The sequence below is a fragment of the Streptomyces sp. NPDC005803 genome (assembly GCF_040630435.1).
Taxonomy (GTDB): Bacteria; Actinomycetota; Actinomycetes; order Streptomycetales; family Streptomycetaceae; genus Streptomyces.
Map to the genome: position 1 here is coordinate 155,300 of NZ_JBEXXO010000009.1, position 24,990 is coordinate 180,289.

Genomic DNA, 24,990 nt, shown 5'->3' on the forward strand with positions numbered 1-24,990 from the left:
GGCGAGGTGCCGTAGCTGTCGTCGTGCGCCCGCCAGGGATGACGGGACAGCCCTTAGCCGTTCGGCTCCTCGGGCGGCACCGGATACGGCAGCTCGGGGCGGTCGGGCGGCGGCGGCAGCTCCGCCAGGCGGTCCCAGGGGATCTGCCGCTTGCGCAGGTCCTTCCTGACCCGTTCGGCGAGCTTCCTGGTGTCGCGCCGGTTCATCACCGCGCCGACGGCCGCGCCGATCATGAACGGGGCGAGGTTGGGCAGATCCCGCATGGTGCGCTTCATGATCTGCTGGCGCAGCTCACGCTTCATCTGGCCGCCGAGCGCCGCGTTGACCGTGGCGGGGTGTGCGACGTCGATACCGCGCTCCTCCGTCCAGGACGTGAGGTAGGCGGTGGAGCGCTGGCCGAGGTTGCCCGGCGGGCGCAGTCCGTAGATTTCGTGCAGCTCCGCGACGAGCTTCATCTCTATCGCGGCCACACCGGTGATCTCCGCGGCCAGCTCGGCGAGCATGGCGGGCGGGACGGGCATCATGGCCGCCGCGCCGATTCCGGCGCCGACGGTCGCGGTCGCCCTGCTCGCGCCGGCGATGAGCCGGTCGGCGATCTCCTCGGACTCCAGGCCCGGGAACTGCCTGCGCAGGGTGGCGAGGTCGCGCACGGGGACGCGGGGAGCGATGTCGATGATCAGATCGGCGATATGACCGATCGCCGCCTTGACGCTCTCCCCGCCCTTGCGTACGCCCCGTTTCACTGATTTCAGACGGCCTGCCCCGGTCACGGGCTCCGTCCTGCCGACCTGTCCGGCCCTGTCGGCCGCGTCGACCTCCGCGGCCGCCTCGATGGCCGCGACAGCCGCTTCGACTGCTTCGAGCGAGGCCGAACGGCCTCGCTCGTCGTCCTGTTCGCCCGGCTCGGGTGGCAGGGCGGACCGCTCGGCAGGAGCTGCTACGCCCTCTGCCGCGCCTGTACCGCCCTGTTGCGCCTCCAGCCCTTTCTTGCGCCGGGAGCGCCGCTTCCGGAACGGTGAGTCCCCTGCCACGGCCGACCGGACCTCAGTCGCAGTCGCGGCAGATCGGCTGGCCGTTCTTCTCGCGGGCCAGCTGACTGCGGTGGTGCACGAGGAAGCAGCTCATGCACGTGAACTCGTCGGCCTGCTTGGGCAGGACCCTCACGGCCAGTTCTTCGTTGGACAGGTCTGCGCCGGGCAGCTCCAGTCCTTCGGCCGCGTCGAATTCGTCGACGTCGACGGCGGACGCCGTCTTGTCGCTCCGGCGAGCCTTGAGCTCTTCAAGGCTGTCCTGATCGACGTCGTCGTCGGTCTTGCGTGGGGTGTCGTAATCCGTTGCCATTGTCGCTCTCCCCCTCTGGGTGTCTGCGGTGTCTCAGCGCACGTAACGCGTGAGAGGCCGGACTTGTGCCCGACCCGAGGCGGAGATTTTGCCTCACATCAAGGTCTGTTACTCAATCGACACCCAAAAGGACCGCTCGGGAGCGATCGGCTTGGGTGGCGATGGGGACCGTACACGGTCCCGGCGGCACCTTTTACCAGTGCCACCCCGTGTACTTCCCGTGATATCGGCCCCCGAAAACCCGACTTTTGCCGGTTTTCCGACGGGATCCCTGATCACGGAGCGTGGACGGGCGAAAAATCGCTCCTGTGATCGATCACACACGGCCTCTCCGGGAGTAAGCCCCGAAAATTCCGCTCAAAGCGAACAAAAATAATCCGTTCGCCTCGCGCTCCGCCCGACCTCTCAGACGGGCAGTGAGACGCGCATCACAAGACCACCCCCTTCGCGGGGCTCCGCGATGATACGGCCTCCGTGAGCGCGCGCGACGGAGCGCGCGATCGACAGACCGAGGCCCACCCCCTTGTCGCTGCCCGTTCGCTCCGTACGCAGCCGCCTGAAGGGCTCGAAGAGGTTGTCGATCTCGTAGGCCGGCACCACCGGTCCGGTGTTCGTGACGACCATCAGGGCCTGCCCGTGCAACAGCTCGGTGCTCACCTCGACCCAGCCGCCGTCCGGCACGTTGTAGCGCACCGCGTTCTGTACGAGATTGAGCGCGATCCGCTCCAGCAGGACGCCGTTGCCTTGGACGACGGCCGGAGCCAGCTCGGCGCGCGTCTCCACGCCCTTCGCCTCCGCCTCGCCCCGGGCCTGGTCCAGCGCGCGCGAGGCCACCTCGGCCAGGTCGACGGGCTTGCGCTCGACGATCTGGTTGTCGCTGCGGGCGAGCAGCAGCAGGCCCTCCACGAGCTGCTCACTGCGTTCGTTGGTGGCCAGCAGCGTCTTTCCGAGCTGCTGGAGCTCCGGGGGCGCCTGCGGGTCGGAGAGATGGACCTCCAGCAGCGTGCGGTTGATGGCCAGCGGGGTGCGCAGCTCGTGCGACGCGTTCCCGACGAACCGCTGCTGCGCGGTGAAGGCCCGCTCCAGCCGGTCCAGCATGTCGTCGAAGGTGTCGGCGAGCTCCTTGAGCTCGTCGTCCGGCCCGTCCAGTTCGATGCGGCGGGACAGATCCGTTCCGGCCACCCTGCGGGCGATGCGGGTGATCCGGCCCAGGGGCGACAGCACCCGCCCCGCCATGGCGTAGCCGAAGGCGAAGGCGATGACGCTGAGGCCCACGAGGGCCAGCAGCGAACGGTTGAGGAGCGTGTCGAGCGCCTGCTGGCGCTGATGGTTGACGCAGGCGTTCACCGCGGCGTTGAAGTTGTCCGGGGACGCCTTCTCGGGCAGGTTGCAGACCTCGCTGGTCACCTGCCCGTTGACGATCTTGAACGGCAGCTCGCTGCCCACGTGCAGGGCCTGCGCGGCCAGCATGTAGATGATCGACAGCAGCAGGATGCCGGCGATCAGGAACATGCCTCCGTACAGCAGGGTGAGCCGTATCCGGATGGTCGGACGCAGCCAGGTGTACGGGGGCTCCTGCTGCTTGGGCTCCCAGGTGGGCTTGGGGGGCGCCGCGGGCGGCGGGACGGTGGGCACCGGCCTCAGATCCGGTAGCCGGAGCCGGGCACCGTGACGATCACAGGCGGCTCTCCGAGCTTGCGCCGCAGGGTCATGACGGTCACCCGGACGACGTTGGTGAACGGGTCGGTGTTCTCGTCCCAGGCCTTCTCCAGGAGCTGCTCGGCCGAGACGACGGCGCCCTCGCTGCGCATCAGCACCTCCAGCACGGCGAACTCCTTGGGAGCGAGCTGCACCTCCTGATCGCCACGGAAGACCTCGCGGCGGTTGGGGTCGAGCTTGATCCCCGCGCGCTCCAGGACGGGCGGCAGGGCCACCGTCGTCCGGCGGCCGAGGGCCCGGACCCGCGCGGTCAGCTCACTGAAGGCGAAGGGCTTGGGCAGATAGTCGTCCGCGCCGAGCTCCAGGCCCTCCACCCGGTCGCTGACGTCCCCGGAGGCGGTGAGCATGAGCACCCGGGTCGGCATGCCCAGTTCGACGATCCGGCGGCAGACGTCGTCTCCGTGCACCAGGGGCAGGTCCCGGTCGAGGACCACGACGTCGTAGTCGTTGACCTCGATGCGCTCCAGGGCCGCGGCGCCGTCGTACACGACATCGACGGCCATGGCCTCCCGGCGCAATCCGGTGGCCACCGCATCGGCGAGCAGCTGCTCGTCCTCCACGACGAGTACGCGCACGGCGCTTCCTTCCTTCGAACTTCCCAGCGGAACTTCACAGCACAACTTCACAGCACAACTTCACAGCGGACCGCACGGGACCCTCGCGGCAGGACGTCACCGCGTTCCCAGCAGACCGGCAAAACCTCCGGACGGACCCCCGGTCCATGATCCGGACCGCGTCACGGCACGGCCTGTGCGGCTCCATCCTGCCCGTAACACGCATAAACCGGCGGTAAGGCGGCGCGGCCCGACCTGCGGCTTCCGGGAATCCGGAGGATTCCCGGGCCAGTTGAGGTTTCTCTGAGGGTTGGGCTGGGGAGTACGAATTCACACCCGCGATCACGTCTTGTATGTGGCGCGCCACAGGCTCCTCCGTCCCCCGGAGAGTGCGTGATCACCCGCCCTACCGCTTCGGCGGAGGGAAACCCGGGCACACCCCCGTGCCACCGACCCACGATGAGGGGGCGCTTCATGGACGCTTTCACCGCAGGTCTGCTGCAACGCATCCAGACCACCGAGTCCGACCTCACGAAGGCCCGCGAGACGGGCGACGACTTCCTCGCGGACGTCGAGCAGGGCGAGCTGGACGATCTACTCCGCCTCGCTGCCGAGCACGGTGTGCACATCGGCGCCACAAGCGTCTGAGCCGTCACGAGAAGGCCCCGCGGTGCCGCATGCGCACCCGCGGGGCCTTGTCGGTTCCGGCGACGCCCACGACCCGCTCAGCGGCTCTCACGAGCCCTGTCGGGTACGGGGGCGGGCTCAGTCGTGCCAGGCGCCCAGTTCTTCGAGCAGGGCCTGGAGGGGCTCGAAGACCCCCGGCGGCGCTGCCACCGTCAGCCCGCCGTCGGCGGGCAGGCCGGGGCGGCCGCCGGTCAGCGCGCCCGCCTCCCGGGCGATCAGGTCACCGGCCGCGAGGTCCCACGGGTGGAGACCGCGTTCGTAGTAGCCGTCGAGGCGGCCGGCGGCGACGTCGCAGAGATCGATCGCCGCGGAGCCGCCGCGCCGGATGTCCCGCAGTCGCGGGATCAGGACGCGCACCACGTCCGCCTGGTGCGCGCGGACGTCGGCGACGTAGTTGAAACCGGTCGACACGAGCGCCTGGTCGAGCGGCGGCGCGGGCCGGCAGCGCAGCCGGGCGCCTTCGCCGTACGCCCCGCCCTTTGCGTACGCACCGCCACCGAGGACCGCGTGATAGGTCTCCCCGCGCATCGGTACCTCCACCACGCCGACGATCCGCTCCCCGTCGCGTTCGGCGGCCACGGAGACGGCCCAGGTGGGCAGGCCGTAGAGGTAGTTCACGGTGCCGTCGAGCGGATCGATCACCCAGCGGATGCCGCTGCTGCCCTCGGAACTGGCGCCCTCCTCGCCGAGGAAGCCGTCCTGCGGGCGCCGCTCGGACAGGAAGCCGGTGATCAGCTTCTCGGCGGCGATGTCCATCTCGGTGACGACGTCCACCGGGCTGGACTTGGTCGCGGCCACCCCCAGGTCGGCGGGGCGGCCGTCGCGCAGCAGCGCGCCGGCGCGGTGGGCGACGTCCAGGGCGAGGTCGAGCAGTTCGGCCGGCAGGGGGTCGAGGTCGGTCACGGCGCTCCCAAGGGGTGAGGGGTAACGGGTCAGGTCGGTGGCCGGATGTCAGGCGTACGGACTGTCGGCGCCCGCGGCGGCCGGCTTGAGCACCCGGGCCGGGCAGCAGCCGACCGGGCAGAGGTCATGGCTCGCCCCGAGCGTTCCGAGCGCACACCGCTGCGGGCCGAGGCCCTGCTCGGTGGCGGCGCGCTCCAGCACCAGGTCGCGCACGGCCGCCGCGAACCGCGGGTCGGCGCCCACCGTCGCCGACCGGCGCACCGGGAGCCCGAGCTCGGCCGCCTTCGCGGTGGCCTCGGTGTCCAGGTCGTAGAGGACCTCCATGTGGTCCGATACGAAGCCGATGGGCGCCATGACCACGGCGGGGACTCCGTCGCCGTGCAGCGACTCCAGGTGGTCGCAGATGTCGGGCTCCAGCCACGGGATGTGCGGGGCGCCGCTGCGCGACTGGTAGACGAGCTGCCAGGGGTACTCGACGCCGGTCCGTTCGGCCACGGCGGCCACGATCAGCCGTGCCACCTCCAGGTGCTCGGCGACGTACGCGCCGCCGTCACCGTGCGCCTCCCGCGGGCCCGAGGTGTCCGCGGCCGAGGTGGGGATGGAGTGCGTGGTGAAGGCCAGATGCGCGCCGGCCCGTTCGTCCGCGGACAGCTCGGCCAGCGAGGCGACGACCCCGTCCACCATCGGCTCCACGAACCCGGGGTGGTTGAAGTAGTGCCGCAGCTTGTCGACGCGCGGCACGGGCAGGCCCTCGGCCTCCAGGACGGCCAGCGACTCGGCGAGGTTCTCGCGGTACTGCCGGCAGCCGGAGTACGAGGCGTAGGCGCTGGTCGCCAGGACGGCGATGCGGCGGTGCCCCTCCCGTGCCATCTCGCGCAGGGTGTCGGTCAGGTAGGGCGCCCAGTTGCGGTTGCCCCAGTACACCGGCAGGTCGAGGCCGTTCTCCGCGAAGTCCTTGCGCAGGGCGTCGAGCAGCGCCCGGTTCTGGGCGTTGATCGGGCTCACGCCCCCGAAAAGGAAGTAGTGCTTGCCGACTTCCTTCAGCCGCTCCTCGGGGATTCCCCGGCCGCGGGTCACGTTCGCCAGGAACGGAACCACCTCGTCCGGGCCTTCGGGGCCTCCGAAGGAGAGCAGCAGCAGGGCGTCATAGGGAGCGGGATCGCGCAGATCGGACATGCCCTCGATCCTCCCACCCGCCCGCCTCCCGGTTCCCACCGACACCTGCCGACCGCCACGGCCGCTCGCGGAGGGCGGCCGCGGGCGCGGCGGCGGTCGCGCCCGCCCGATTCCGGCTGCCGGACACTCCCGCACGCCCGTAAGCTGTATCGGCCACGTTCACCCCTGACACCGCGTGGGACCACGCCGTATCGGAGCCCCTCTTGCCCAGTCCCTACCGCGCGATCTTCGCCGCCCCCGGCACCAAGGGGTTCTCCTCGGCCGGCTTCTTCGGCCGGATGCCGCTGTCCATGATGGGCATCGGGGTGGTGACCATGGTCTCCCAGCTGACCGGCCGCTACGGGCTGGCGGGCGCGCTCTCCGCGACGCTGGCGATGTCGGCCGCGGTGGTCGGACCCCAGGTGTCCAGGCTGGTGGACCGGCACGGGCAGCGCCGGGTGCTGCGTCCGGTGACGCTCGTCGCGCTGGCCGCCGTGACCGGGCTGCTGGTCTGCGCGCAGCAACGGCTGCCCGACTGGACCCTGTTCGTCTTCGCCGCGGGGGCGGGCTGCGTGCCCAGTGTCGGGTCGATGGTCCGGGCCCGCTGGGCGGAGATCTACCGGGGCTCGGCCCAGCAGCTGCACACCGCGTACGCGTGGGAGTCGATCGTCGACGAGGTCTGCTTCATCTTCGGTCCGATCATCTCCATCGGGCTCTCCACCGCCTGGTTCCCGGAGGCGGGCCCGCTGCTCGCCGCCGGGTTCCTGCTGGTCGGAGTCTTCTGGCTGACCGCCCAGCGGGCCACCGAACCGGTGCCGCACCCGCACGCCCGGCACACCACCGGCTCCGCTCTGGGCTCCCGGGGGCTGCAGGTGCTCGTGGTCACCTTCGTGGCGACCGGGGCGATCTTCGGAGCGGTCGACGTGGTGACCGTGGCGTTCGCCGAGGAGCAGGGCCACAAGGCCGCGGCGAGCCTGGTGCTGGCGGTGTACGCGCTGGGGTCCTGTCTGGCCGGCGCGGTGTTCGGACTGCTGCGTCCCAAGGGCGGGCCGTCCACCCGATGGCTGGTGGGAGTGTGTGCGATGGCCGTGAGTATGATCCCCCTCCAACTGGCCGGGAACCTGCCGTTCCTGGCCGTGACGCTCTTTGTCGCGGGCCTCGCCATCGCACCGACGATGGTCACCACCATGGCCCTCGTCGAACAGCACGTACCGCGCACCCGACTGACCGAGGGCATGACCTGGACCAGCACCGGGCTCGCCGTAGGCGTGGCGCTCGGCTCCTCGGCCGCCGGCTGGGTGGTCGACGCGTCCGGGGCGGAGGCGGGGTACGCGGTGCCCGCCGTGGCGGGAGCGCTCGCGGCCGCGGTGGCGTTCCTGGGGTACCGCCGGCTCACCGAGCCGGTACCTACCGAAGGGCGCGGGGAAGATGACCGACACCTACGCACGGACGACGACGAGCGCGTGGCGTAACTGGGCGGGGAACGTCACCGCCCGCCCGGTACGGGCCGTGTCCCCCGCCTCCGTGGACGAACTCGCCGAGGCGCTGCGCCGGGCGTCCGAGGACGGGCTGAAGGTGAAGCCGGTCGGCACCGGCCACTCGTTCACCGCGACCGCGGCCACCGACGGGCTGCTGATACGCCCCGATCTGCTCACCGGCATCCGGGAGATCGACCGCGCGGCGATGACGGTGACCGTCGAGGCCGGCACCCCGCTGAAGCGGCTCAACACCGCGCTGGCCCGCGAGGGCCTCTCGCTCACGAACATGGGCGACATCATGGAGCAGACGGTCGCCGGGGCGACCTCGACCGGCACCCACGGCACCGGCCGCGACTCGGCGTCGATATCCGCGCAGATACGCGCCCTGGAGCTGGTCACGGCGGACGGCACGGTGCTGACCTGTTCCGAGGCCGAGAACCCCGAGATATTCGCCGTCGCCCGGATCGGGCTCGGCGCCCTCGGCGTCATCACGGCGATCACGTTCGCCGTGGAGCCGGTCTTCCTGCTGAGGGCGCGCGAGGAGCCGATGACCTTCGACGAGGTCACTGCGGACTTCGACCAGCTGGTGACCGAGAACGAGCACTTCGAGTTCTACTGGTTCCCGCACACGGGGAACTGCAACACCAAGCGCAACAACCGGAGCGCGGGCCCGGCGGCGCCGCCCGGAAGGGTCAGCGGCTGGGTCGAGGACGAGTTCCTCTCCAACGGCGTCTTCCAGGTGGCCTGCTCGCTGGGCAGGGCGGTCCCCGCCACGATCCCCTCGATCGCCAAGCTCTCCAGCCGGGCCCTGTCGGCGCGTACGTACACCGACATCCCCTACAAGGTGTTCACCAGCCCGCGCCGGGTGCGGTTCGTGGAGATGGAGTACGCCCTGCCGCGCGAGGCAGCCGTGGAGGCGCTGCGCGAGGTCAAGGCGATGGTGGACCGTTCCCCGCTGCGGATCAGCTTCCCCGTGGAGGTGCGCACCGCCCCCGCGGACGACATCGCGCTCTCCACGGCCTCGGGCCGGGAGAGCGCCTACATCGCCGTCCATCTGTACCGGGGCACGCCCTACCAGGCGTACTTCACGGCGGTCGAGCGGATCATGACCGCGCACAGCGGCCGTCCGCACTGGGGCAAGGTCAACACCCGTGACGCCGAGTACCTCGCCGGGGTGTACCCGCGCTTCGGCGAGTTCACCGCCGTACGGGACCGGCTGGACCCGGACCGGCTCTTCGCCAACGACTACCTGCGCCGGGTGCTGGGCGACTGATCCCGGCGACAGCGCTACGCGGCCGGCCTCCGCCCGGGACAGGGGCGGAGGCCGGCCGCGTGGGGGCCGCGGAGCGGCCGCGTCCGTTCACTCGCCGGTGTCGGTGCCGGCAGTGGGGCCGTCCTCCTGCGCGGGGGTACCGGCCGTCGCCGTCGGGTCGGGTGCGGAGCCGTCGCCGGTGGCCGACGGGCTGGGCACGGGCTCCGGAGCCGTACCGTTCCCGGCGGTTTCGGACGGGGTGGGTGCGGGCGTCGGGTCGGCGCTGGAGGTGCCGTCCCGGTCCGGATCCGGGTTCGTGCCCCGCCCGTCCTGCGGGCCGGCTCCGGGGTCCGTGCCCTTGTCCTCGCCGGGCGCCGTGGCGTCCTGCTCCGGGCCGGTGCTCGGGGAGGGGGCCGGGTCGGAGGAACCCGAGCGGTGCTCGCCTCGCACGACGGAGCCGACGGTGGTCCCCTGACCGCCGCTCAGGTCGTTGCCGGAGACCAGCTCGAACGTGGTGATCCCGAGCATCGAGACGACGAACACGACGGCCGCGCCGAGAGCCGAGCGCTTCCAGCCCCGGATCCGGGTGCCGTGCGTGGTGGCCCGCGAGAACGCTTCGTCCGGCTCCGGTGCGCCCGTGAGCCGCCGGGTTCCGTCGGGGGCCTCGATCAACCGCGTACGGTCCGGATCGGCGGTCACCTTGCGCAGGACGGTCGTGGCGTCCACCGGCCGCAGGACGGCTGTGGCGTCGGCGTCCTGTGCGGCCCTGGCCCTCACTCCATCGGCGGGGCCCACCTGCCGCAGGACGGTCGTGGCGTCCTGCGGGTGCGGCGTCGCGGTGGCGTCGGCGGAACCGGCGGCCTGACGCAGGGCGGTCCGCGTCCCGGAATCCGCCCAGGGCGCGTCCGGGTCCCCGCCCTCGCGCGTCTGACGCGTATGGACCGTCACCTCGCGGCCAGGGTGCTTCACCTGGACCGTCACCTCACGGATCTGTTCACCCGTGCGGCGGAAGAAGTGCTGGAAGACCGAGCCGCCACAGGTGGCCACGACGCTCATCACGCCGGCGCCGAGAATCGTCCCGTACACACCCAATTGGGAGGCCGCCACCGCCGCCGCGACCGCCGCCATCGCACTGCCCGCCACCTGGGGCAGGCTCAGATCTATCCGCTTCTCTCCGGGTTCTCTGCCATTTTCTGGCTTCTGCACCATTTCCAGCCCTTGATTGACATCTCTCCCACCATGCAACAACTAGGGACATGTGAGCGAAGCGGATAGTTCCGTTTGCGGTGATTCTGTGAAGCACGACACGCAGGGGGGGCATTCCACCCCCAACTGGGTACTTCAACTCCCGCGCCTCGCGAGAACTTCGGCGGCGCGGCGGTCCACCCCCATGGCCCGAATGGAGTACTGTGGCGAGCCCTGGGGCCGGACTCCCGCGTGGAAGTCCGGAACCTTCGGGAGGGGGCCGAAGGAGGCACTCGATCCGGCGGCGCCGCGGCATCGCACGGAGGCCAGCTACGCGGAGTGACCGTCGGTTACTTTGTGTTGCGCAAGTGGTCACCGTGTCATACCGGCGAACAAGGGCTCACGCCCGACACGCCGGGCAACACGGCAATGTTGTGGCAGGCTGCACCCGGGCAGGCCACACTCGACTAGCGGAAGCAGCGACGCACGTGACGTCGGCAGGCACCACCCGGGAGGTCCCCATGCCCGAACTGCGTGTCGTGGCCGTCTCCAACGACGGCACACGACTGGTGCTCAAGGCTGCGGACAGCACGGAGTACACGCTTCCGATCGACGAGCGGCTGCGAGCCGCCGTGCGCAACGACCGCGCGCGGCTCGGCCAGATCGAGATCGAGGTGGAGAGCCATCTCCGCCCCCGCGACATCCAGGCGCGGATACGAGCCGGCGCCTCCGCGGAGGAGGTCGCTCAGTTCGCCGGAATCCCGGTCGACCGTGTCCGCCGCTTCGAGGGCCCCGTGCTCGCGGAGCGCGCCTTCATGGCCGAGCGGGCCCGCAAGACTCCTGTGCGCCGTCCCGGCGAGAACACCGGCCCCCAGCTCGGCGAGGCGGTGCAGGAGCGCCTCCTGCTGCGCGGGGCCGACAAGGAAACCGTCCAGTGGGACTCGTGGCGCCGCGACGACGGCACCTGGGAGGTCCTCCTGGTCTACCGGGTCGCGGGCGAGCCCCACTCGGCGAGCTGGACCTACGACCCGCCGCGCCGGCTGGTCCAGGCCGTCGACGACGAGGCCCGCTCGCTGATCGGCGAGACCGACGACGTCGCCGCGCCCGAGCCCAGCTTCCCGTTCGTCCCCCGGATCGCCCGGCTGCCGCGCGACCGGCCGCTGGACCGCGCGCTCGACCGGCAGATGGAGCGCCCCGCCCCGCCTCCGCCCCCGGAGCCGGAGGAGCGCATCGGCGGGGTCACCGCGAGCGAGCGGGACTCGCTCACCAGCCTTCTGGAGGCGGTCCCGAGCTTCCGCGGCGACATGGTCGTACCGGAACGCCCGTCGCCGCCCGAGCCGCCCGCTCTCGAACCCGCCGCGCAGGAGCCCGAGGCCGAGGAGCCGCCGGCCCCGGCGGCCTCGGCGGGCGCGGGTTCGGCCTACGCGGACGTGCTGATGCCGCGTGCGGTCGCAGGTCACCGCGACCGGCTCACCGGTACGACGGACCGGCAGGCCGAGGCGGACGGCGTCCGGCCCGGCCGGCGGGCCGCGGTGCCGAGCTGGGACGAGATCGTCTTCGGCACCCGCCGCAAGAAGCAGGACTGAGAGAGCCCGGGTGACAGCGGCATGACGAGGGCCCGTACGCGGTGGCGTACGGGCCCTCGTGCGCTGCTCCGGCGGTATCCGCGCCCCCGGCGCCGCCCGGTGGCTCCCCTACTGAGGGTCGGGGCCCGTGGCGACCGGGCGGGACTCGTCGCGCGTCCACTCCGACCAGGAACCCGCGTAGAGGGCGCTCGGGACGCCGGCGATCTCCAGCGCCAGCACCTGGTGGGCGCCGGAGACGCCCGAACCGCAGTACACACCGACGTCCCCGGCCCCGCCGGTGGTGCCCAGGCCGGAGAAGCGGGCGGCCAGCCGCTCGGCGGGCAGGAACAGCCCGTCCGGCCCGGTGTTCTCCGCGGTCGGGGCCGAGACCGCGCCGGGAATGTGTCCGCCCACCCGGTCCATCGGCTCCACATCGCCCCGATAGCGCTCGGCGGCCCGCGCGTCGAGCAGCAGGCCCGAGCGGGCGAGGGCCGCCGCACCGTCCGCGTCCAGCAGGGGCAGCGCCCCGGGCGCGGGAACGAAGTCCCCCTCCGCGGGGCTCGGGACCTCCTTCGACAGCTCACCGGTCCAGGCTGCGAGACCCCCGTCCAGCACCCGGACGTCCCGGTGCCCCGTCCAGCGCAGCAGCCACCAGGCACGGGCCGCCGCCCAGCCCTGGCCACCGTCGTACACGATCACCGAGCTGTCCCGGCCGACCCCGGCACGGCGCATCACCGCACCGAATTCCTCCGGGTCGGGCAGGGGATGGCGGCCGCCGTCACCGGCCGGACCGGCGAGCTCCGCGTCCAGATCGACGAAGACCGCGCCGGGCAGATGCCCGGCCTCGTAGTCGAGCCGGCCGTGAGGGCCGCCCAGCTGCCAACGTACGTCCAGGAGCACCGGCGGACGTGGCCCCGCCAGCTCGCTCGCACATGCGGATGCGGAAATGATGGGCTTCATACGTGCCATCTTCACGCAGAGACCGGACTGCCCGGAACAAAGCCGTGGCGGACGTACCACAACAAACCGGACCTCGTCCGTCGAGATCACGGAAAACGCGGCGCGGCCGGGACGCATCACGGGCCGGGTGGTGCAAGCATCTGCTGGGGGCGTACACATCCCGTACCGCACAACGGCGCACCGGCCCGTTCCCCCCGTACGGCCACCACGATGGTCCGAGGAGAGAGTGACGATGACCGAGGCTGCCGCTCGGCGTACACCCGGAACACCTTGCTGGGTGAGCCTGATCGTGCACGGCCTGCACGCGACCCAGAAGTTCTACGCCGAACTCTTCGGCTGGGAGTTCGTCCCGGGCCCGGACCAGCTCGGCCCGTACGTCCGGGCGCTGATCGACGGGAAGGAGGTCGCGGGCATCGGGCAACTGCCGCCCGACCGGCACCTTCCGGTCGCCTGGACGACCTATCTCGCGACCGATGACGCCGATCGCACCGCGGAGACGATCCGGGCCTGCGGCGGCACGGTCGGTGTCGGACCGCTCGACGCCGGGGAGGCCGGCCGGATGGCCATCGCCTCCGACCCGAGCGGTGCCGTGTTCGGGATCTGGCAGGCGGCCGCGCACGTCGGCACCACACTGGCCGGCACACCCGGCACCCCGGTCTGGAACGAACTGGTGACCAGGGAGACCTCGTCGGTCGCCGCGTTCTACCAGGCGGTCTTCGGGTACGACACCGAGGCGGTCGTCTCGGCCGACTTCGACTACCAGACCCTCCACCTGGACAGCCGCCCGGTGGCCTCGCTGCACGGCGTCGGCCACGCCCTGCCGCGCGACCGGGGCCCGCACTGGATGACGCATTTCGAGGTCGCCGACACGGACGAGGCGGCGCGGCGCGTGGTGGAACTCGGCGGACACGTCCTGCAGCCCGCGAAGGAGGGGGCCAGCGGCAGAGTGGCGACGGTCGCCGACCCGGAGGGCGCCGTGTTCACGATCGTGCGGTCGGCGGGGCGCTGAGCCGTACCCGGCCCGCACGGCCCCGGCTGCACCCGCGGGAGACACAAGAGGCCTGCCCGGCCGCCCGCGGAAGCCCGGCCGCTCAGGCGGAGTTGACCGGCAGGACGTCCGGCGACAGGGCGCCCGCGTGGGCGGAGGAGCTGGTCATGCGGCGGCGGTGGTGGCTGCGGCAGAGGACCTCGTACCCCACGTCCTTCGCCGGACGGTCGACGTCGCCGACGACGACCTGGGCGCCCTCGACGACCATCTCCCCGCCCACGGTACGGGCGTTGTGGGTGGCGCGGGCGCCGCACCAGCACAGCGCCTCCACCTGGAGGGCCTCTATGCGGTCGGCCAGTTCGATCAGCCGCTGGGAGCCGGGGAAGAGTCTGGTGCGGAAGTCCGTGGTGATGCCGAAGGCGAAGACGTCCAGCCCCAGGTCGTCCACGACGCGGGCCAGCTGGTCGATCTGTTCCGGGGCGAGGAACTGCGCCTCGTCGACGATCACGTAGTCCGCCTTGCCACCCTGGGAGAGCTGGCCGACGAGGTACGCGTACAGATCCATGCCCTCGGCGGCCTCGACCGCCTCCGTGACCAGGCCCAGCCGGGAGGACAGCTTCCCCTGGCCCGCCCTGTCGTCACGGGTGAAGATCACGCCCTGGAGACCACGGGCCGACCTGTTGTGCCCGATCTGGAGGGCCAGCGTGCTCTTTCCGCAGTCCATCGTTCCGGAGAAGAACACAAGCTCGGGCATGAGGGGTTGAGCACCTTTCGGGACGGGCGGGGAGGAGTGGGCGAGGGACGGCGGAGTACGGGGGCGCCTACGTGCGGACTTCGAGGAGCGGGACGAGCTGCTCGACGGGCGTCATCGAGCCGTGCATGCCGACCATCGCGGACTCGTGCGGCTCGTTGACGGAGGCGGTGATCACCACGTCGTCGTGAGCCGCCGCGACCACGTCGCCGATCCTGCCGAGCACCCGCTCGTCGATGCGCGGACCGAACCAGCCCGCCTCGACGGCCTCGTCACGGCTCGCCACCCAGAACTGCTCGCCGAGCACCTCGCGCCAGACGGTCAGCACATCGGCCTCGGCGCCGGGGACGGCGTAGACATGGCGGGCGCGGCCCTCGCCGCCGAGCTGTGCGACACCCGCGCGCAGCTCCCAGTCCTCGTCGAAGTCGATCCTGGACTGTTCGTCGAACGGTATGTCGATCATTCCGTGATCGGCGGTGATGTACAGCGCCGAGCGCGGCGGGAGCTGCTCGGCCAGGCGGCGGGCCAGCCCGTCGACGTACATCAGCTGACCGCGCCAGGCGTCGGAGTCGATGCCGAAGCGGTGCCCCTTGCCGTCGACCTCGCTGTAGTACGTGTAGACCAGGGACCGGTCGCCGGCGGCCAGCCGCTCGGCGGCCACGTCCATCCGCTCCTCCCCGGTGAGCCGGCCGAGGAACGAGCCGCCGCTGAGCGCGACCTTGGTCAGCGGGGTCTGCTCGAAGGCGGGGGCGGAGACCTGGGCGGTACGCACTCCGGCCGCGTCGGCCAGCTGGAAGACGGTCGGGTACGGCTGCCACACCTTCGGCGGTGTCCACGGCTTCCAGCGGAGCTGGTTCATCAGCGCGCCGGTCTCCGGGTCGCGGACCGTGTAGCCGGGCAGGCCGTGCTCGCCCGGCGGGAGTCCGGTGCCGACCGAGGCGAGGGAGGTCGCGGTGGTGGCGGGGAAACCCGCGGTGACCGGGCGGCCCGTGCCGCCGCGCGAGGTGGGCAGGAGGGAGTGCAGGAACGGCGCCTCGTCCGGGTGCGCCTTGATCTGCTCCCAGCCGAGGCCGTCGATGAGGAAGACGCAGTTGCGGTCGGCGGGGGTGAGCTCGGGGATCGCCGCGGTGAAACCGGGAACGCCCTGCCCCGCGACGAGCGTGGGGAGCAGATCGGCGAGCGAGCCGCTGCCGTACTCCGGCACGGGGGCGGAATCGAGGGGCAGCAGTACCGGGTCCTGCCAGGCCGGCTGGGCCATCAGCGGCCGGCCGCCGCGGTCGCGGTGGCCTCGGAGAGCGCCTGGGCGAACGCGAGGGTCTGGCGCACGGTGTCGGGGCCGTCGCCGGCCTCGCTGACCCGCAGGCTCAGGTCGTCGGCGGTGGAACTGCCGGTGTAACCGTGGTCGGCCTCGCAGTTGGCGTCGCCGCAGGCGGCGGGCTCCAGGTCGATCCGGGAGACGGCGCCCCAGCCGATGGTCAGGACGACCTCGCGGGGCAGCGTGCCCGGGACGTACTTCTCCGGATTGGCCACGACCCGGCTGACCACGACCGAGGAGATGCGGTCGAGCTTCACCGACTCGGTGGAGGTCGTCGCGTACGGCGTCGGGGAGCTGGTGTCGGCGTTCTGCTCGTCGGTGTGGCTGACGATGAAGCGGGTGTCCGTGAGCACCAGCACCGTGACGTGCCTGCGCACCTCGTTGGAGTCGAAGGTCGTCTCCTGGTGCACCAGGTACGAAGCGACCGGCTCACCGCCCACGGCGGCCTCCACCGCCTCGGCCACGAGGGCCGGGTAGTAGCCGCTGCGCTCGATCGCCGCGCGCAGCCCCTGGGTCGTCGTACCGCTCTTAGCCATACGCACCATCCTACGGGGGGCTGATGGCTGCCGGGGACGTGTGGCCCCGCCCCTGCCCGGCAGCGGCGGGAAGAGGCGCGGGTCAGTAGTTGGACAGGCGGCGAGGGCCGAGGTCGGTCCGGGCGGGAGGCGGCGAGAGCCGGACGCTCGCCCCGAGGACGGTCAGCCCGTGGGGGGCGACCACGACCGGTTCCAGGGCGATGGAGACCACCTCGGGGTGGTCGTCGACCAGTCGCGAGACGCGCAGCAGCAGTTCCTCCAGGGCGGCGGTGTCCACGGGCGCCGAGCCGCGCCAGCCGAAGAGGACCGGGGCCGCCCGGATGGACCGGATCAGTTCGGCGGCGTCGCGGTCGGTGGCGGGGACCAGGCGGTGCGCGGTGTCGCCGAGGAGTTCGGAGGGGGCGCCTGCGAGACCGAAGGAGAGGACGGCGCCGGCCGCGGGGTCGATGGTGGCCCGCACGACGGTGTCGACGCCGCGCGGGGCCATGGACTGCACGACGGGCCGGAGTTCGGCCGGCTTGCCGAGCAGGTCGGTCAGTTCGCCGTACGCCCGGCGCAGTGCGGTGGGGCCGTCGAGGTCCAGGCGGACTCCGCCGAGGTCGGCCCGGTGACGCAGATGGGGTGCGGTCGTCTTCAGCGCCACCGGGTAGCCGAGCCGCTCCGCCGCGGCCACGGCCTCCTCCGGGCCGGGGGCCGGCAGCGTGGGCCGGACGGTGATGCCGTAGCGGGCCAGGAGTTCGCGGGCCTCGTCGGGTGCCAGGGGCTTGCCGCGCGGATCGGGGTCCTGGCCGAGCAGGGTGTCGATGAGGGCGGCCGCGGCCGGCTCGTCGATGGTGTCGTCGAGGAAGCCGGGCACCTTGCCGGGTACGGCGGCCTGGCGGCGCCACTGGGCGTACCGCACGGCCTCGGCGAGCGCCCGGACCGCGCGCTCGGCGGCGGGGTAGGCGGGGATCCGGCCGACGGCACGGGGGCCTTCGGGGCCGGGGTCGCCGGTCACCGCGACGCCGGGGCCCGTGCCGGGGGCGGGGACCGGGCCGGGCGCCGCTCCGGCCGGGCGGGGGCCGGACGAGGTCCCGACGGGGCGTGCCGGCACCGCGACGCCCGGCGGCGCCGAGGCCGGACGCTGCTGCGCCACCGTGCTGGTCGCGGCGGCCAGGGCCTCCGCGAGGCCGCCGATCTCGACGTGGACCACGGCCACCGGCTTGGCGGGGCCGTGGGCGGCCGCCGCGTGCAGGGCCGTGGCCAGGACCTCGCCGTCGCCCGACTCCGCCTCGCCGTTCTCCCCGACCCACGGGATGGCCGTCACGACGACCGCGTCGCAGCCCCCGTCGGCCAGCGCCTCGGCCAGCGCGTCCCGGAAGTCCTGCGGGGTGGCGGCCGTGGTGAGGTCGAGGGGCGGCCGCGGGCGCAGCCCCTCCGCCAGACAGGCGTCATAGGTGAGCAGCCCGAGCGACTCCGAGTTGCCGAGAATCGCGACCCGCCCGCCGGCGGGGAGCGGCTGGTCCGCCAGGAGCAGGCCCACATCGACCATCTCCGTCACCGTGTCGACGCGGATCACGCCCGCCTGCCGCATCAGCGCGGAGACCGTCGCGTCCGGGATCCGGCTGACGGGGACCGCGTGGCCGGGCGGGGTGGAGCCGCTGTGCCGGGCGCCCTTCACCACGACCACCGGCTTCACGGCCGCGGTCCGCCGGGCGAGGCGGGTGAACTTGCGGGGGTTGCCGAGGGACTCCAGGTACAGCAGGGCGACGTCGGTGTCCGGGTCCTCGTACCAGTACTGGAGGAAGTCGTTCCCGGAGATGTCGGCCCGGTTGCCGGCCGAGATGAAGGTGGAGAGCCCCGCGCCGCGCCGGTAGAGCCCGGAGAGGAGGGCGATGCCGATCGCGCCGGACTGGGTGAACAGCCCGATGCGCCCGGAGGCGGGGCGTTCGGGCGCGAGGGAGGCGTTGAGCCGGACCGCCTCGGAGTTGTTGATGACGCCGAAGGCGTTCGGGCCGATGATCCGCATGCCGTACGAGCGGGCCTGGCGCACCAGTTCGCGCTGGCGTTCGCGGCCCTCGGCGCCCCACTCGGCATAACCGGCGGACAGGACGACGAGCCCCTGGACGCCGTGCTCCCCGCAGTCCGCGACGGCCTCGGGCACCCGGTCGGCCGGTACGGCGACCACGGCGAGGTCGACCGGTTCGCCGATCTCGCCGAGGGACCGGTGGGCGGGCACGCCGTCGATCGTGTCCTGACCGGCGGCGAACGCACGGTTCACGGCGTAGGCGCGGCCGGTGAAGCCGGCGCCCAGGAGGTTGCGCAGGACCGTGCGGCCGACGCCGCCGGGGGTGCGGCCCGCGCCGATGACGGCGACGGAGCCCGGGGCGAGGAGCCGCTGCACGGAGCGGGCCTCGGCCCGCTGTTCCCGGGCGCGCTGGACGGCGAGGGACTCGGCGGTCGGTTCGAGGTCCAGAGTGAGGTGGACGGAGCCGTCCTCGAAGCTGCGCTGCTGGGTGTACCCGGCGTCCCGGAACACCTTGATCATTTTGTTGTTGGCGGGCAGCACCTCGGCCGCGAAGCGCCGGATGCCGCGCTCGCGGGCGACGGCCGCGATGTGTTCGAGCAGGGCCGAGGCGACGCCGCGGCCCTGATGCGCGTCCTGGACCAGGAAGGCGACCTCGGCCTCGTCGGCGGGTGCGGAGGCCGGCCTGCCCTGCGCGTTGATCCGGTCGTAGCGGACGGTGGCGATGAACTCGCCGCCCACCATGACGGCCAGGCCCACCCGGTCGACGTAGTCGTGATGGGTGAAGCGGTGGACGTCCTTGGCGGAGAGCCGGGGATAGGGAGCGAAGAAGCGGTAGTACTTCGACTCGTCGGAGACCTGCTCGTAGAAGCTGACCAGCCGCTCGGCGTCGTCCGTGGTGATGGGCCGGATGCGTGCGGTGCCGCCGTCGCGGAGCACCACGTCCGCCTCCCAGTGAGCGGGGTAGGTGTGATGCGGACTCTGCTCCGGAGAGGGGTGCATGGGCAAAGCCTACGGCTCGGTCAGCGGTCGCGTGAGGGCTGGGGCCGGGGCAGTCTGAGGGGGGCCGGACGACGGCGGGGCGCGGGTGGAGAGCGGTCCGCGGGTCGGCCGGAGCACCGCGCACTGCATGAGAGACTGGTCTAGACAACCATTGATTCGTGAAGGGCAGAACCATGGCTGAGCGCCGCGTCAACGTCGGTTGGGCCGAGGGCCTGCACGCCCGCCCCGCTTCCATCTTCGTCCGTGCCGCGACGGCTTCCGGCGTCCCCGTCACCATCGCCAAGGCCGACGGCAACCCGGTGAACGCGGCCTCCATGCTCGCGGTGCTCGGCCTGGGTGCGCAGGGCGGCGAGGAGATCGTGCTCGCGTCCGACGCGGACAACGCCGAAGCCGCTCTGGACCGTCTGGCCAAGCTGGTCACCGAGGGGCTCGAGGAGCTTCCGGAGACCGTCTGACCCTTCGGTCACGACCGCTGGAACGCACGCGCGAGAGCCGCGGCACCCTTGACCCGGGGCCGCGGCTCTTTCGTCTGCGCGCACACCTTTACGCACGTGCGCTCACTTCTCCGCATAAAGGGGCCCGGGCAGTCCGGCGACGCGCACGCTCCCCCAGCCAATTCGGGCAGCGGAAAGAAAGCCCCGCGGAATTCTTATTCTTTGTATACGGCGCAATTGTTAATGCCGGCCACTCGGGGTGTTTACGGCATGTTGCGAACTCCTCACCCGGCCGGTGCGGACAGCGGCGGCATCCGGCCGGCCGGGGCGGCGCAGCCGGTGCGCGGCGGTGGCCCGCTCGGCATGGTGGGCGGTCAGGGTTCTCGCCCTCTCCGCGTCGCCCCGCGCCACGGCGTCCACGATCGCCCCGTGCTCGGCCCAGGTGTCGCCCGGACGGGCCGGGTGCTCGACCTCGTACATCCACGCGGTCTTGTGCCGGAGTTGCGTGAGCAGCGCGATCAGGCCGGGACTGCCCGAGGCCTGCGCGAGCGTCTCGTGGAACCACCCGCCCAGGGAGCGCAGATCCTCGCCCTCCCCCCGGCGGGCGCGCTCCTGACCGAGCCTGACCAGGCCGCGCAACACCTTGAGGTGCGCGTCCGTACGGCGGTGGGCGGCACGGGCCGCGCCGAGCGGCTCCAGCAGCATCCGGACCTCCAGGAGGTCGGCCGCCTCCTGCTCGGTGGGCTCGGCGACACACGCTCCGGCGTGTCTGCGGGTGACCACGAACCCCTCGGACTCCAGGGTGCGCAGCGCTTCCCTCACCGGAACGCGGGAAACCCCGTATCGACGTGCGAGCACCTCCTCGGTGAGCCGGCTACCGCGTTCGAAGACGCCCGAGACGATGTCGTCACGGATTGCCGTGCATACCGAATGCGCCGGAATGCGCATGTCCGAACCTCCGCCTTAATCCCCGCAGCGCGCGGCCGATCGACGCCTGTCCTGCGACTCTATTGCAATGCGGTCGCATTTCCGACGGCGGGTGGAAATTCATGAATATCTTTTGGTCGCCGGCCGTTCGCGGACGGCCGGCAAAGACCGGTGCGGTACGCCGACACGGCGAAGGCCCCGGCGTGTCGCCGGGGCCTTCGCCGTGGGGTCTTCGGGGCGGTCAGACGGAGACGCCGTGGGCGCGCAGGTAGGCGACCGGGTCCATGTCGGAGCCGTACGAGGGCGTGGTGCGGGCCTCGAAGTGGAGGTGCGGGCCGGTCGAGTTGCCGGTGGAACCGGAGAGGCCGATCTGCTGGCCGCCGCCGACGCTCTGGCCGACGGACACGCCGATCGAGGAGAGGTGGCCGTACTGGGTGTACGTGCCGTCCGTCATCCGCAGCACGATGTTGTTGCCGTACGCCCCGCCCCAGCCGGCCTCGACGACCGTGCCGGCGCCGACGGCGACGACGGAACTGCCGGACGCGGCGTGGAAGTCGATGCCTGAGTGGCTGCCGGAGGACCAGAGCGAGCCGCTGGACTTGTAGCCGGTGCTCACGTACGAACCGGCGACCGGGAGCTGGAAGGAGCCGAGCCGGGCGCGCTCGGCCGAGCGGGCGGCGCGGGAGGCGCTCTCGCGGGCCTCCTTGGCGCGGGCGGCGGCCTTCGCCTTCGCCTCCGCCTCGGCCTTCTTCTTCGCTTCGGCCTTCTTCGCCGCTTCGGCCTTCTCCTCGGCGACGTCGGCCTGGTGCTGCTGCGCGTCGGCCTGTGCGTCGATCCGGTCGGCGAGGTCGTCCTCGATGGCGATGACCTGGGTGAGGCCGGTGTCGACGACGGAGGGGGTCTCGGTGTCCGCGGCGAGGGCCGGGGAGGCCAGCCCGCCGATGACGCCGGTGGTGGCCAGGGTCGCGATGCCGACGGCCCTCGCGCCGTTGCGCGTCAGACGGCCCGGGGCACGGTGCTTCCCGGTGGCACGGGTGAACGCCATGAAGTGGCTGGTCCTTTCCTTCCTTCTCGCCTACCGGGTTAGCTGACGGGTTCGGAGCAGGAAGGTCTCCTACGGATCCCCCGGCCTCGGACGAGGCACGGGCATCCGATTCACCCCAGGGACTGCGTGGGTCCCCGGCTCCCCAGGCTCGCGCCTGACGGGGACTCGGCGATGGCTGCCCGGTACGTCGCGGATGCGGCATACGAGTGACGGACAGCGGAGACGACGCTAAACGGGGGCACTTCCCCCCACCAAACGGACAGGGCGTTTTGTAGCGCATCCCACAGGGCAGACGGGCAACCTCTCCCGCAAAGCGGGCAAATGGAAAGACCCTGGCGGGGTTCACCCCGCCAGGGTCTTCCCCTTCGCCCCGGTATCAGGCGAAAGGACCGTCAGCCGGTGACGACCGACACCTCACCGATGCCCAGCGCCCTGACGGGCTCCGCGATCTGCGAGGCGTCGCCGACCAGGACCGTGACCAGCCGGTCTTCCGGGAAGGCGCTGACCACGGCCGCGGTCGCCTCGACCGTGCCGGTCTCCGCGAGGCGCGCGTACAACTGCGCCTGGTAGTCGTCCGGGAGGTGCTGCTCCACCTGGTCGGCGAGGGTGCCCGCGACGGAGGCCGCCGTCTCGAACTTCAGCGGGGCGACCCCCACGAGGTTCTGCACGGCCGTCTCCCGCTCGGCGTCCGTCAGCCCTTCGGCCGCCAGCGTGCGCAGGACCTTCCACAGGTCCTCCAGCGCCGGACCGGTGGACTCCGTGTCCACGGAGCCGCTGATGGCGAGCATCGCGGCGCCCGTCGCACCGGAGGCGGAGCCCGGGGCCGAGGAGCGCAGCACCTGGGCGAAGGCCCGCACGCCGTAGGTGTAGCCCTTCTCCTCGCGCAGCACCCGGTCGAGCCGGGAGGTGAGCGTGCCGCCGAGGCAGTAGGTGCCGAGCACCTGGGCCGGCCAGACGCTGTCGTGCCGGTCGGCGCCGATCCGGCCGATCAGCAGCTGCGTCTGCACCGCGCCGGGGCGGTCCACGATCACCACACGGCCCGCGTCGTCGGCGGTGATCGGGGGGACGGGCCGCGGCTGGGCGGTGTTGCCCGACCAGTCGCCGACGGTCTCGGCGAGCAGCGCGTCCAGGTCGATGCCCGTGAGGTCGCCGACCACCACCGCGGTCGCGGTGGACGGGCGGACGTGGGCGTCGTAGAAGGCGCGCACGGCCGCGGAGTCGATCCGGGCCACGGTCTCCTCGGTGCCCTGGCGCGGGCGCGACATGCGGGCCGTGGCCGGGAAGAGCTCCTTGGAGAGCTGCTTCGCGGCGCGCCGGGCCGGGTTGGCCTGCTCGTGCGGGATCTCGTCCAGCCGGTTGCCCACCAGCCGCTCGATCTCGCTGTCGGCGAAGGCCGGCGCCCGCAGCGCCTCGGCCACGAGCCCGAGGGCCTTGGCCAGCCGGGAGGCCGGAACCTCCAGGGAGACCCGGACGCCGGGGTGGTCGGCGTGGGCGTCCAGGGTGGCGCCGCACCGCTCCAGTTCGGCGGCGAACTCCTCGGCGCTCTGCTTGTCGGTGCCCTCGGACAGGGCACGCGACATGATCGTGGCGACCCCGTCCAGACCCTCGGGCTCGGCGTCCAGCGGGGCGTCGAGGAAGATCTCGACGGCGACGACCTGCTGGCCGGGGCGGTGGCAGCGCAGGACCGTGAGGCCGTTGGGCAGGGAGCCGCGCTCGGGCGCGGGGAAGGCCCAGGGCCTGGCCACACCCGGGGCGGGCTGCGGGTGGTACTCCATCGAAACTCCCGTCGCGGCAGCGTCGGTCACTTGTCCGCTCCTTCGTGCGCGTCGGTGTCGGTGGCGGCGTCCGCCTCTTCGGCGGCCTCGGCGGGCTCGACCGGCTCGTAGACCAGCACCGCCCGGTTGTCGGGCCGCAGCTGGGCCCTGGCGGCCGCCTTGACCTCCTCCGCGGTCACGTCGAGCACCCGGTGCACGGCGGTCAGCGCGAGCTGCGGGTCACCGAACAGCACGGCGAACCGGCACAGTTCGTCGGCGCGGCCCGCGACCGTACCGAGGCGGTCCAGCCACTCGCGCTCCAACTGTGCCTGCGCGCGCTCCATTTCCTCGGGGGTGGGGCCCTCCTCGGCGAACCGGGCCAGCTCCTCGTCGACCGCGGTCTCGATCTGCGCGACCTCGACCCCGCCGGACGTCTTGACGTCCAGCCAGCCGAGCGAGGGCGCGCCCGCGAGCCGCAGCAGCCCGAATCCGGCCGCGACGGCCGTCCGGTCGCGGCGGACCAGGCGGTTGTGCAGCCGGGACGACTCGCCGCCGCCCAGCACGGTCAGCGCGAGGTCCGCGGCGTCGCACTCACGCGTGCCGTCGTGCGGCAGCCGGTAGGCGGCCATCAGCGCACGCGCCGGTACCTCCTCACGGACCTCCTCGCGCAGCTGGCCGCCCATGATCTCGGGCAGCGCGCCGTCGCGCGGCGGCTGCTTGCCGTCGTGCGAGGGGATGGTGCCGAAGTACTTCTCGATCCAGGCGAGCGTCTGCTCGGGGTCGATGTCGCCGACGACGGAGAGCACCGCGTTGTTGGGCGCGTAGTACGTGCGGAAGAAGGTCCGCGCGTCTTCGAGTGTCGCGGCGTCCAGGTCGGCCATCGAGCCGATCGGGGTGTGGTGGTACGGGTGGCCCTCCGGGTAGGCGAGCGCCGTCAGCCTCTCGAACGCGGTGCCGTAGGGGACGTTGTCGTACCGCTGGCGGCGCTCGTTCTTGACGACGTCGCGCTGGTTCTCCATGGACTCCTCGTCGAGCGCGGCGAGCAGCGAGCCCATCCGGTCGGCCTCGAGCCACAGGGCCAGCTCCAGCTGGTGCGTCGGCATCGTCTCGAAGTAGTTGGTCCGCTCGAAGCTGGTGGTGCCGTTGAGGGACCCGCCGGCGCCCTGCACCAGTTCGAAGTGACCGTTCCCCTTGACCTGGCCGGAGCCCTGGAACATCAGGTGCTCGAAGAGGTGAGCCAGACCGGTGCGTCCCTTGACCTCGTGGCGCGAACCGACGTCGTACCAGAGGCACACCGCGGCGACCGGGGTCAGATGGTCCTCGGAGAGCACCACGCGCAGGCCGTTGGCCAGACGGTGCTCGGTCGCTGTCAAGCCGCCGGAGCCGGCCTGGGCTGTGGCCGTGTGACCCATGGGCATGTACGTCCCTTCGATC

General features: G+C 72.3%; 22 protein-coding genes and 1 riboswitch. Of the genes, 6 read left to right on the top strand and 16 right to left on the bottom strand.

The window, feature by feature from the left end; genetic code table 11:
* Positions 1–53 precede the first annotated feature (53 nt).
* The 4 genes from ABZ454_RS15360 to ABZ454_RS15375 form a co-directional block, all read right to left on the bottom strand.
* The gene (locus tag ABZ454_RS15360) at positions 54–1,031 is read right to left on the bottom strand and encodes a hypothetical protein (RefSeq protein ID WP_359538238.1); all 978 of its coding nucleotides are present in this window, start codon (positions 1,029–1,031) and stop codon (positions 54–56) included.
* A gap of 13 nt (positions 1,032–1,044) precedes the next feature.
* Complete coding sequence (locus tag ABZ454_RS15365) at positions 1,045–1,341, bottom strand: DUF4193 domain-containing protein (RefSeq protein ID WP_003965732.1); 297 nt, start codon at positions 1,339–1,341, stop codon at positions 1,045–1,047.
* A gap of 405 nt (positions 1,342–1,746) precedes the next feature.
* Positions 1,747–2,976, bottom strand: coding sequence for an ATP-binding protein (locus ABZ454_RS15370; RefSeq protein WP_356318287.1), 1,230 nt, complete (start codon positions 2,974–2,976; stop codon positions 1,747–1,749).
* Between the two features lie 5 nt (positions 2,977–2,981).
* The gene (locus ABZ454_RS15375) at positions 2,982–3,635 is read right to left on the bottom strand and encodes a response regulator transcription factor (RefSeq protein ID WP_018551468.1); all 654 of its coding nucleotides are present in this window, start codon (positions 3,633–3,635) and stop codon (positions 2,982–2,984) included.
* Positions 3,636–4,088: 453 nt separating this feature from the next.
* Between ABZ454_RS15375 and ABZ454_RS15380 the strand changes: the two genes are divergently transcribed.
* Complete coding sequence (locus tag ABZ454_RS15380) at positions 4,089–4,262, top strand: hypothetical protein (RefSeq protein ID WP_168713644.1); 174 nt, start codon at positions 4,089–4,091, stop codon at positions 4,260–4,262.
* Positions 4,263–4,379: 117 nt separating this feature from the next.
* On the opposite strand, the gene ABZ454_RS15385 is transcribed toward ABZ454_RS15380, so the two are convergent.
* Both ABZ454_RS15385 and ABZ454_RS15390 read right to left on the bottom strand, forming a co-directional pair.
* On the bottom strand, positions 4,380–5,204 hold the full coding sequence (locus ABZ454_RS15385) for an inositol monophosphatase family protein (RefSeq protein ID WP_359538240.1): 825 nt from the start codon (positions 5,202–5,204) through the stop codon (positions 4,380–4,382).
* Between the two features lie 48 nt (positions 5,205–5,252).
* Positions 5,253–6,380 carry a ferrochelatase gene (locus ABZ454_RS15390; RefSeq protein ID WP_359538241.1) on the bottom strand — a complete coding sequence of 376 codons (1,128 nt, stop codon included), beginning with the start codon at positions 6,378–6,380 and terminating at the stop codon, positions 5,253–5,255.
* 203 nt (positions 6,381–6,583) lie between these two features.
* Between ABZ454_RS15390 and ABZ454_RS15395 the strand changes: the two genes are divergently transcribed.
* Positions 6,584–7,831, top strand: coding sequence for an MFS transporter (locus ABZ454_RS15395; protein ID WP_359538243.1), 1,248 nt, complete (start codon positions 6,584–6,586; stop codon positions 7,829–7,831).
* A complete protein-coding gene (locus tag ABZ454_RS15400) occupies positions 7,788–9,110 on the top strand; it encodes a D-arabinono-1,4-lactone oxidase (RefSeq protein ID WP_356318277.1) in 1,323 nt (440 codons plus the stop codon). Before ABZ454_RS15395 ends, ABZ454_RS15400 begins: the two co-directional genes overlap by 44 nt.
* A gap of 87 nt (positions 9,111–9,197) precedes the next feature.
* Here the strand turns inward: ABZ454_RS15400 and ABZ454_RS15405 are convergent, their stop codons facing one another.
* Positions 9,198–10,298 (bottom strand): hypothetical protein, encoded by a 1,101-nt coding sequence (locus ABZ454_RS15405; RefSeq protein ID WP_359538244.1) that lies wholly within the window; start codon positions 10,296–10,298, stop codon positions 9,198–9,200.
* A gap of 497 nt (positions 10,299–10,795) precedes the next feature.
* Here ABZ454_RS15405 and sepH point away from each other — a divergent pair, with 497 nt between their 5' ends.
* Positions 10,796–11,860, top strand: a complete 1,065-nt coding sequence (gene sepH, locus ABZ454_RS15410; protein WP_356318272.1) for a septation protein SepH — start codon at positions 10,796–10,798, stop codon at positions 11,858–11,860.
* A 108-nt stretch (positions 11,861–11,968) separates the two neighbouring features.
* Here sepH and ABZ454_RS15415 read toward each other — a convergent pair whose 3' ends face one another.
* Positions 11,969–12,799: a sulfurtransferase gene (locus ABZ454_RS15415; RefSeq protein ID WP_359538246.1), complete on the bottom strand. Its 831-nt coding sequence runs from the start codon at positions 12,797–12,799 to the stop codon at positions 11,969–11,971.
* 232 nt (positions 12,800–13,031) lie between these two features.
* On the opposite strand from ABZ454_RS15415, the gene ABZ454_RS15420 reads away from it, so the two are divergent.
* The gene (locus ABZ454_RS15420; RefSeq protein WP_359538247.1) at positions 13,032–13,808 is read left to right on the top strand and encodes a VOC family protein; all 777 of its coding nucleotides are present in this window, start codon (positions 13,032–13,034) and stop codon (positions 13,806–13,808) included.
* An 82-nt stretch (positions 13,809–13,890) separates the two neighbouring features.
* Here the strand turns inward: ABZ454_RS15420 and ABZ454_RS15425 are convergent, their stop codons facing one another.
* The 4 genes from ABZ454_RS15425 to ABZ454_RS15440 all read right to left on the bottom strand — a co-directional run bounded on the left by ABZ454_RS15425 (position 13,891) and on the right by ABZ454_RS15440 (position 19,396).
* The gene (locus ABZ454_RS15425) at positions 13,891–14,541 is read right to left on the bottom strand and encodes a thymidine kinase (protein WP_359538248.1); all 651 of its coding nucleotides are present in this window, start codon (positions 14,539–14,541) and stop codon (positions 13,891–13,893) included.
* 67 nt (positions 14,542–14,608) lie between these two features.
* Entirely contained in the window at positions 14,609–15,796 is a 1,188-nt protein-coding gene (locus ABZ454_RS15430) for a nucleotide pyrophosphatase/phosphodiesterase family protein (protein ID WP_359538250.1), read from the bottom strand.
* Positions 15,796–16,389, bottom strand: a complete 594-nt coding sequence (locus tag ABZ454_RS15435; RefSeq protein ID WP_359538252.1) for a DUF5998 family protein — start codon at positions 16,387–16,389, stop codon at positions 15,796–15,798. The genes ABZ454_RS15430 and ABZ454_RS15435 overlap by 1 nt, the downstream gene beginning before the upstream one ends.
* A gap of 82 nt (positions 16,390–16,471) precedes the next feature.
* The gene (locus ABZ454_RS15440; protein WP_359538254.1) at positions 16,472–19,396 is read right to left on the bottom strand and encodes a GNAT family N-acetyltransferase; all 2,925 of its coding nucleotides are present in this window, start codon (positions 19,394–19,396) and stop codon (positions 16,472–16,474) included.
* 173 nt (positions 19,397–19,569) lie between these two features.
* Here ABZ454_RS15440 and ABZ454_RS15445 point away from each other — a divergent pair, with 173 nt between their 5' ends.
* The gene (locus ABZ454_RS15445) at positions 19,570–19,851 is read left to right on the top strand and encodes an HPr family phosphocarrier protein (protein WP_356318256.1); all 282 of its coding nucleotides are present in this window, start codon (positions 19,570–19,572) and stop codon (positions 19,849–19,851) included.
* Positions 19,852–20,070: 219 nt separating this feature from the next.
* On the opposite strand, the gene ABZ454_RS15450 is transcribed toward ABZ454_RS15445, so the two are convergent.
* The 4 genes from ABZ454_RS15450 to ABZ454_RS15465 form a co-directional block, all read right to left on the bottom strand.
* A complete protein-coding gene (locus ABZ454_RS15450; protein ID WP_356318254.1) occupies positions 20,071–20,778 on the bottom strand; it encodes a GntR family transcriptional regulator in 708 nt (235 codons plus the stop codon).
* Positions 20,779–20,998: 220 nt separating this feature from the next.
* Entirely contained in the window at positions 20,999–21,802 is an 804-nt protein-coding gene (locus ABZ454_RS15455) for a M23 family metallopeptidase (protein ID WP_359538257.1), read from the bottom strand.
* 13 nt (positions 21,803–21,815) lie between these two features.
* A riboswitch (cyclic di-AMP (ydaO/yuaA leader) is annotated at positions 21,816–21,983 on the bottom strand.
* 211 nt (positions 21,984–22,194) lie between these two features.
* Entirely contained in the window at positions 22,195–23,577 is a 1,383-nt protein-coding gene (locus tag ABZ454_RS15460; protein ID WP_356318399.1) for a pitrilysin family protein, read from the bottom strand.
* Positions 23,578–23,603: 26 nt separating this feature from the next.
* The gene (locus ABZ454_RS15465) at positions 23,604–24,974 is read right to left on the bottom strand and encodes a pitrilysin family protein (RefSeq protein ID WP_356318250.1); all 1,371 of its coding nucleotides are present in this window, start codon (positions 24,972–24,974) and stop codon (positions 23,604–23,606) included.
* Between the last annotated feature and the right edge of the window lie 16 nt (positions 24,975–24,990).

Bases quoted from the DNA above. Each gene is read 5' to 3' on its own strand.
- ABZ454_RS15390 (WP_359538241.1), bottom strand. From the start codon at position 6,380: ATGTCCGATCTGCGCGATCCCGCTCCCTATGACGCCCTGCTGCTGCTC.
- ABZ454_RS15400 (WP_356318277.1), top strand. From the start codon at position 7,788: ATGACCGACACCTACGCACGGACGACGACGAGCGCGTGGCGTAACTGG.
- ABZ454_RS15440 (WP_359538254.1), bottom strand. From the start codon at position 19,396: ATGCACCCCTCTCCGGAGCAGAGTCCGCATCACACCTACCCCGCTCAC.
- ABZ454_RS15460 (WP_356318399.1), bottom strand. From the start codon at position 23,577: ATGGAGTACCACCCGCAGCCCGCCCCGGGTGTGGCCAGGCCCTGGGCC.
- ABZ454_RS15450 (WP_356318254.1), bottom strand. From the start codon at position 20,778: ATGCGCATTCCGGCGCATTCGGTATGCACGGCAATCCGTGACGACATC.
- ABZ454_RS15435 (WP_359538252.1), bottom strand. From the start codon at position 16,389: ATGGCTAAGAGCGGTACGACGACCCAGGGGCTGCGCGCGGCGATCGAG.
- ABZ454_RS15365 (WP_003965732.1), bottom strand. From the start codon at position 1,341: ATGGCAACGGATTACGACACCCCACGCAAGACCGACGACGACGTCGAT.
- ABZ454_RS15455 (WP_359538257.1), bottom strand. From the start codon at position 21,802: ATGGCGTTCACCCGTGCCACCGGGAAGCACCGTGCCCCGGGCCGTCTG.
- ABZ454_RS15445 (WP_356318256.1), top strand. From the start codon at position 19,570: ATGGCTGAGCGCCGCGTCAACGTCGGTTGGGCCGAGGGCCTGCACGCC.
- ABZ454_RS15405 (WP_359538244.1), bottom strand. From the start codon at position 10,298: ATGGTGCAGAAGCCAGAAAATGGCAGAGAACCCGGAGAGAAGCGGATA.
- ABZ454_RS15425 (WP_359538248.1), bottom strand. From the start codon at position 14,541: ATGCCCGAGCTTGTGTTCTTCTCCGGAACGATGGACTGCGGAAAGAGC.
- sepH (WP_356318272.1), top strand. From the start codon at position 10,796: ATGCCCGAACTGCGTGTCGTGGCCGTCTCCAACGACGGCACACGACTG.
- ABZ454_RS15465 (WP_356318250.1), bottom strand. From the start codon at position 24,974: ATGCCCATGGGTCACACGGCCACAGCCCAGGCCGGCTCCGGCGGCTTG.
- ABZ454_RS15380 (WP_168713644.1), top strand. From the start codon at position 4,089: ATGGACGCTTTCACCGCAGGTCTGCTGCAACGCATCCAGACCACCGAG.
- ABZ454_RS15415 (WP_359538246.1), bottom strand. From the start codon at position 12,799: ATGAAGCCCATCATTTCCGCATCCGCATGTGCGAGCGAGCTGGCGGGG.
- ABZ454_RS15430 (WP_359538250.1), bottom strand. From the start codon at position 15,796: ATGGCCCAGCCGGCCTGGCAGGACCCGGTACTGCTGCCCCTCGATTCC.
- ABZ454_RS15420 (WP_359538247.1), top strand. From the start codon at position 13,032: ATGACCGAGGCTGCCGCTCGGCGTACACCCGGAACACCTTGCTGGGTG.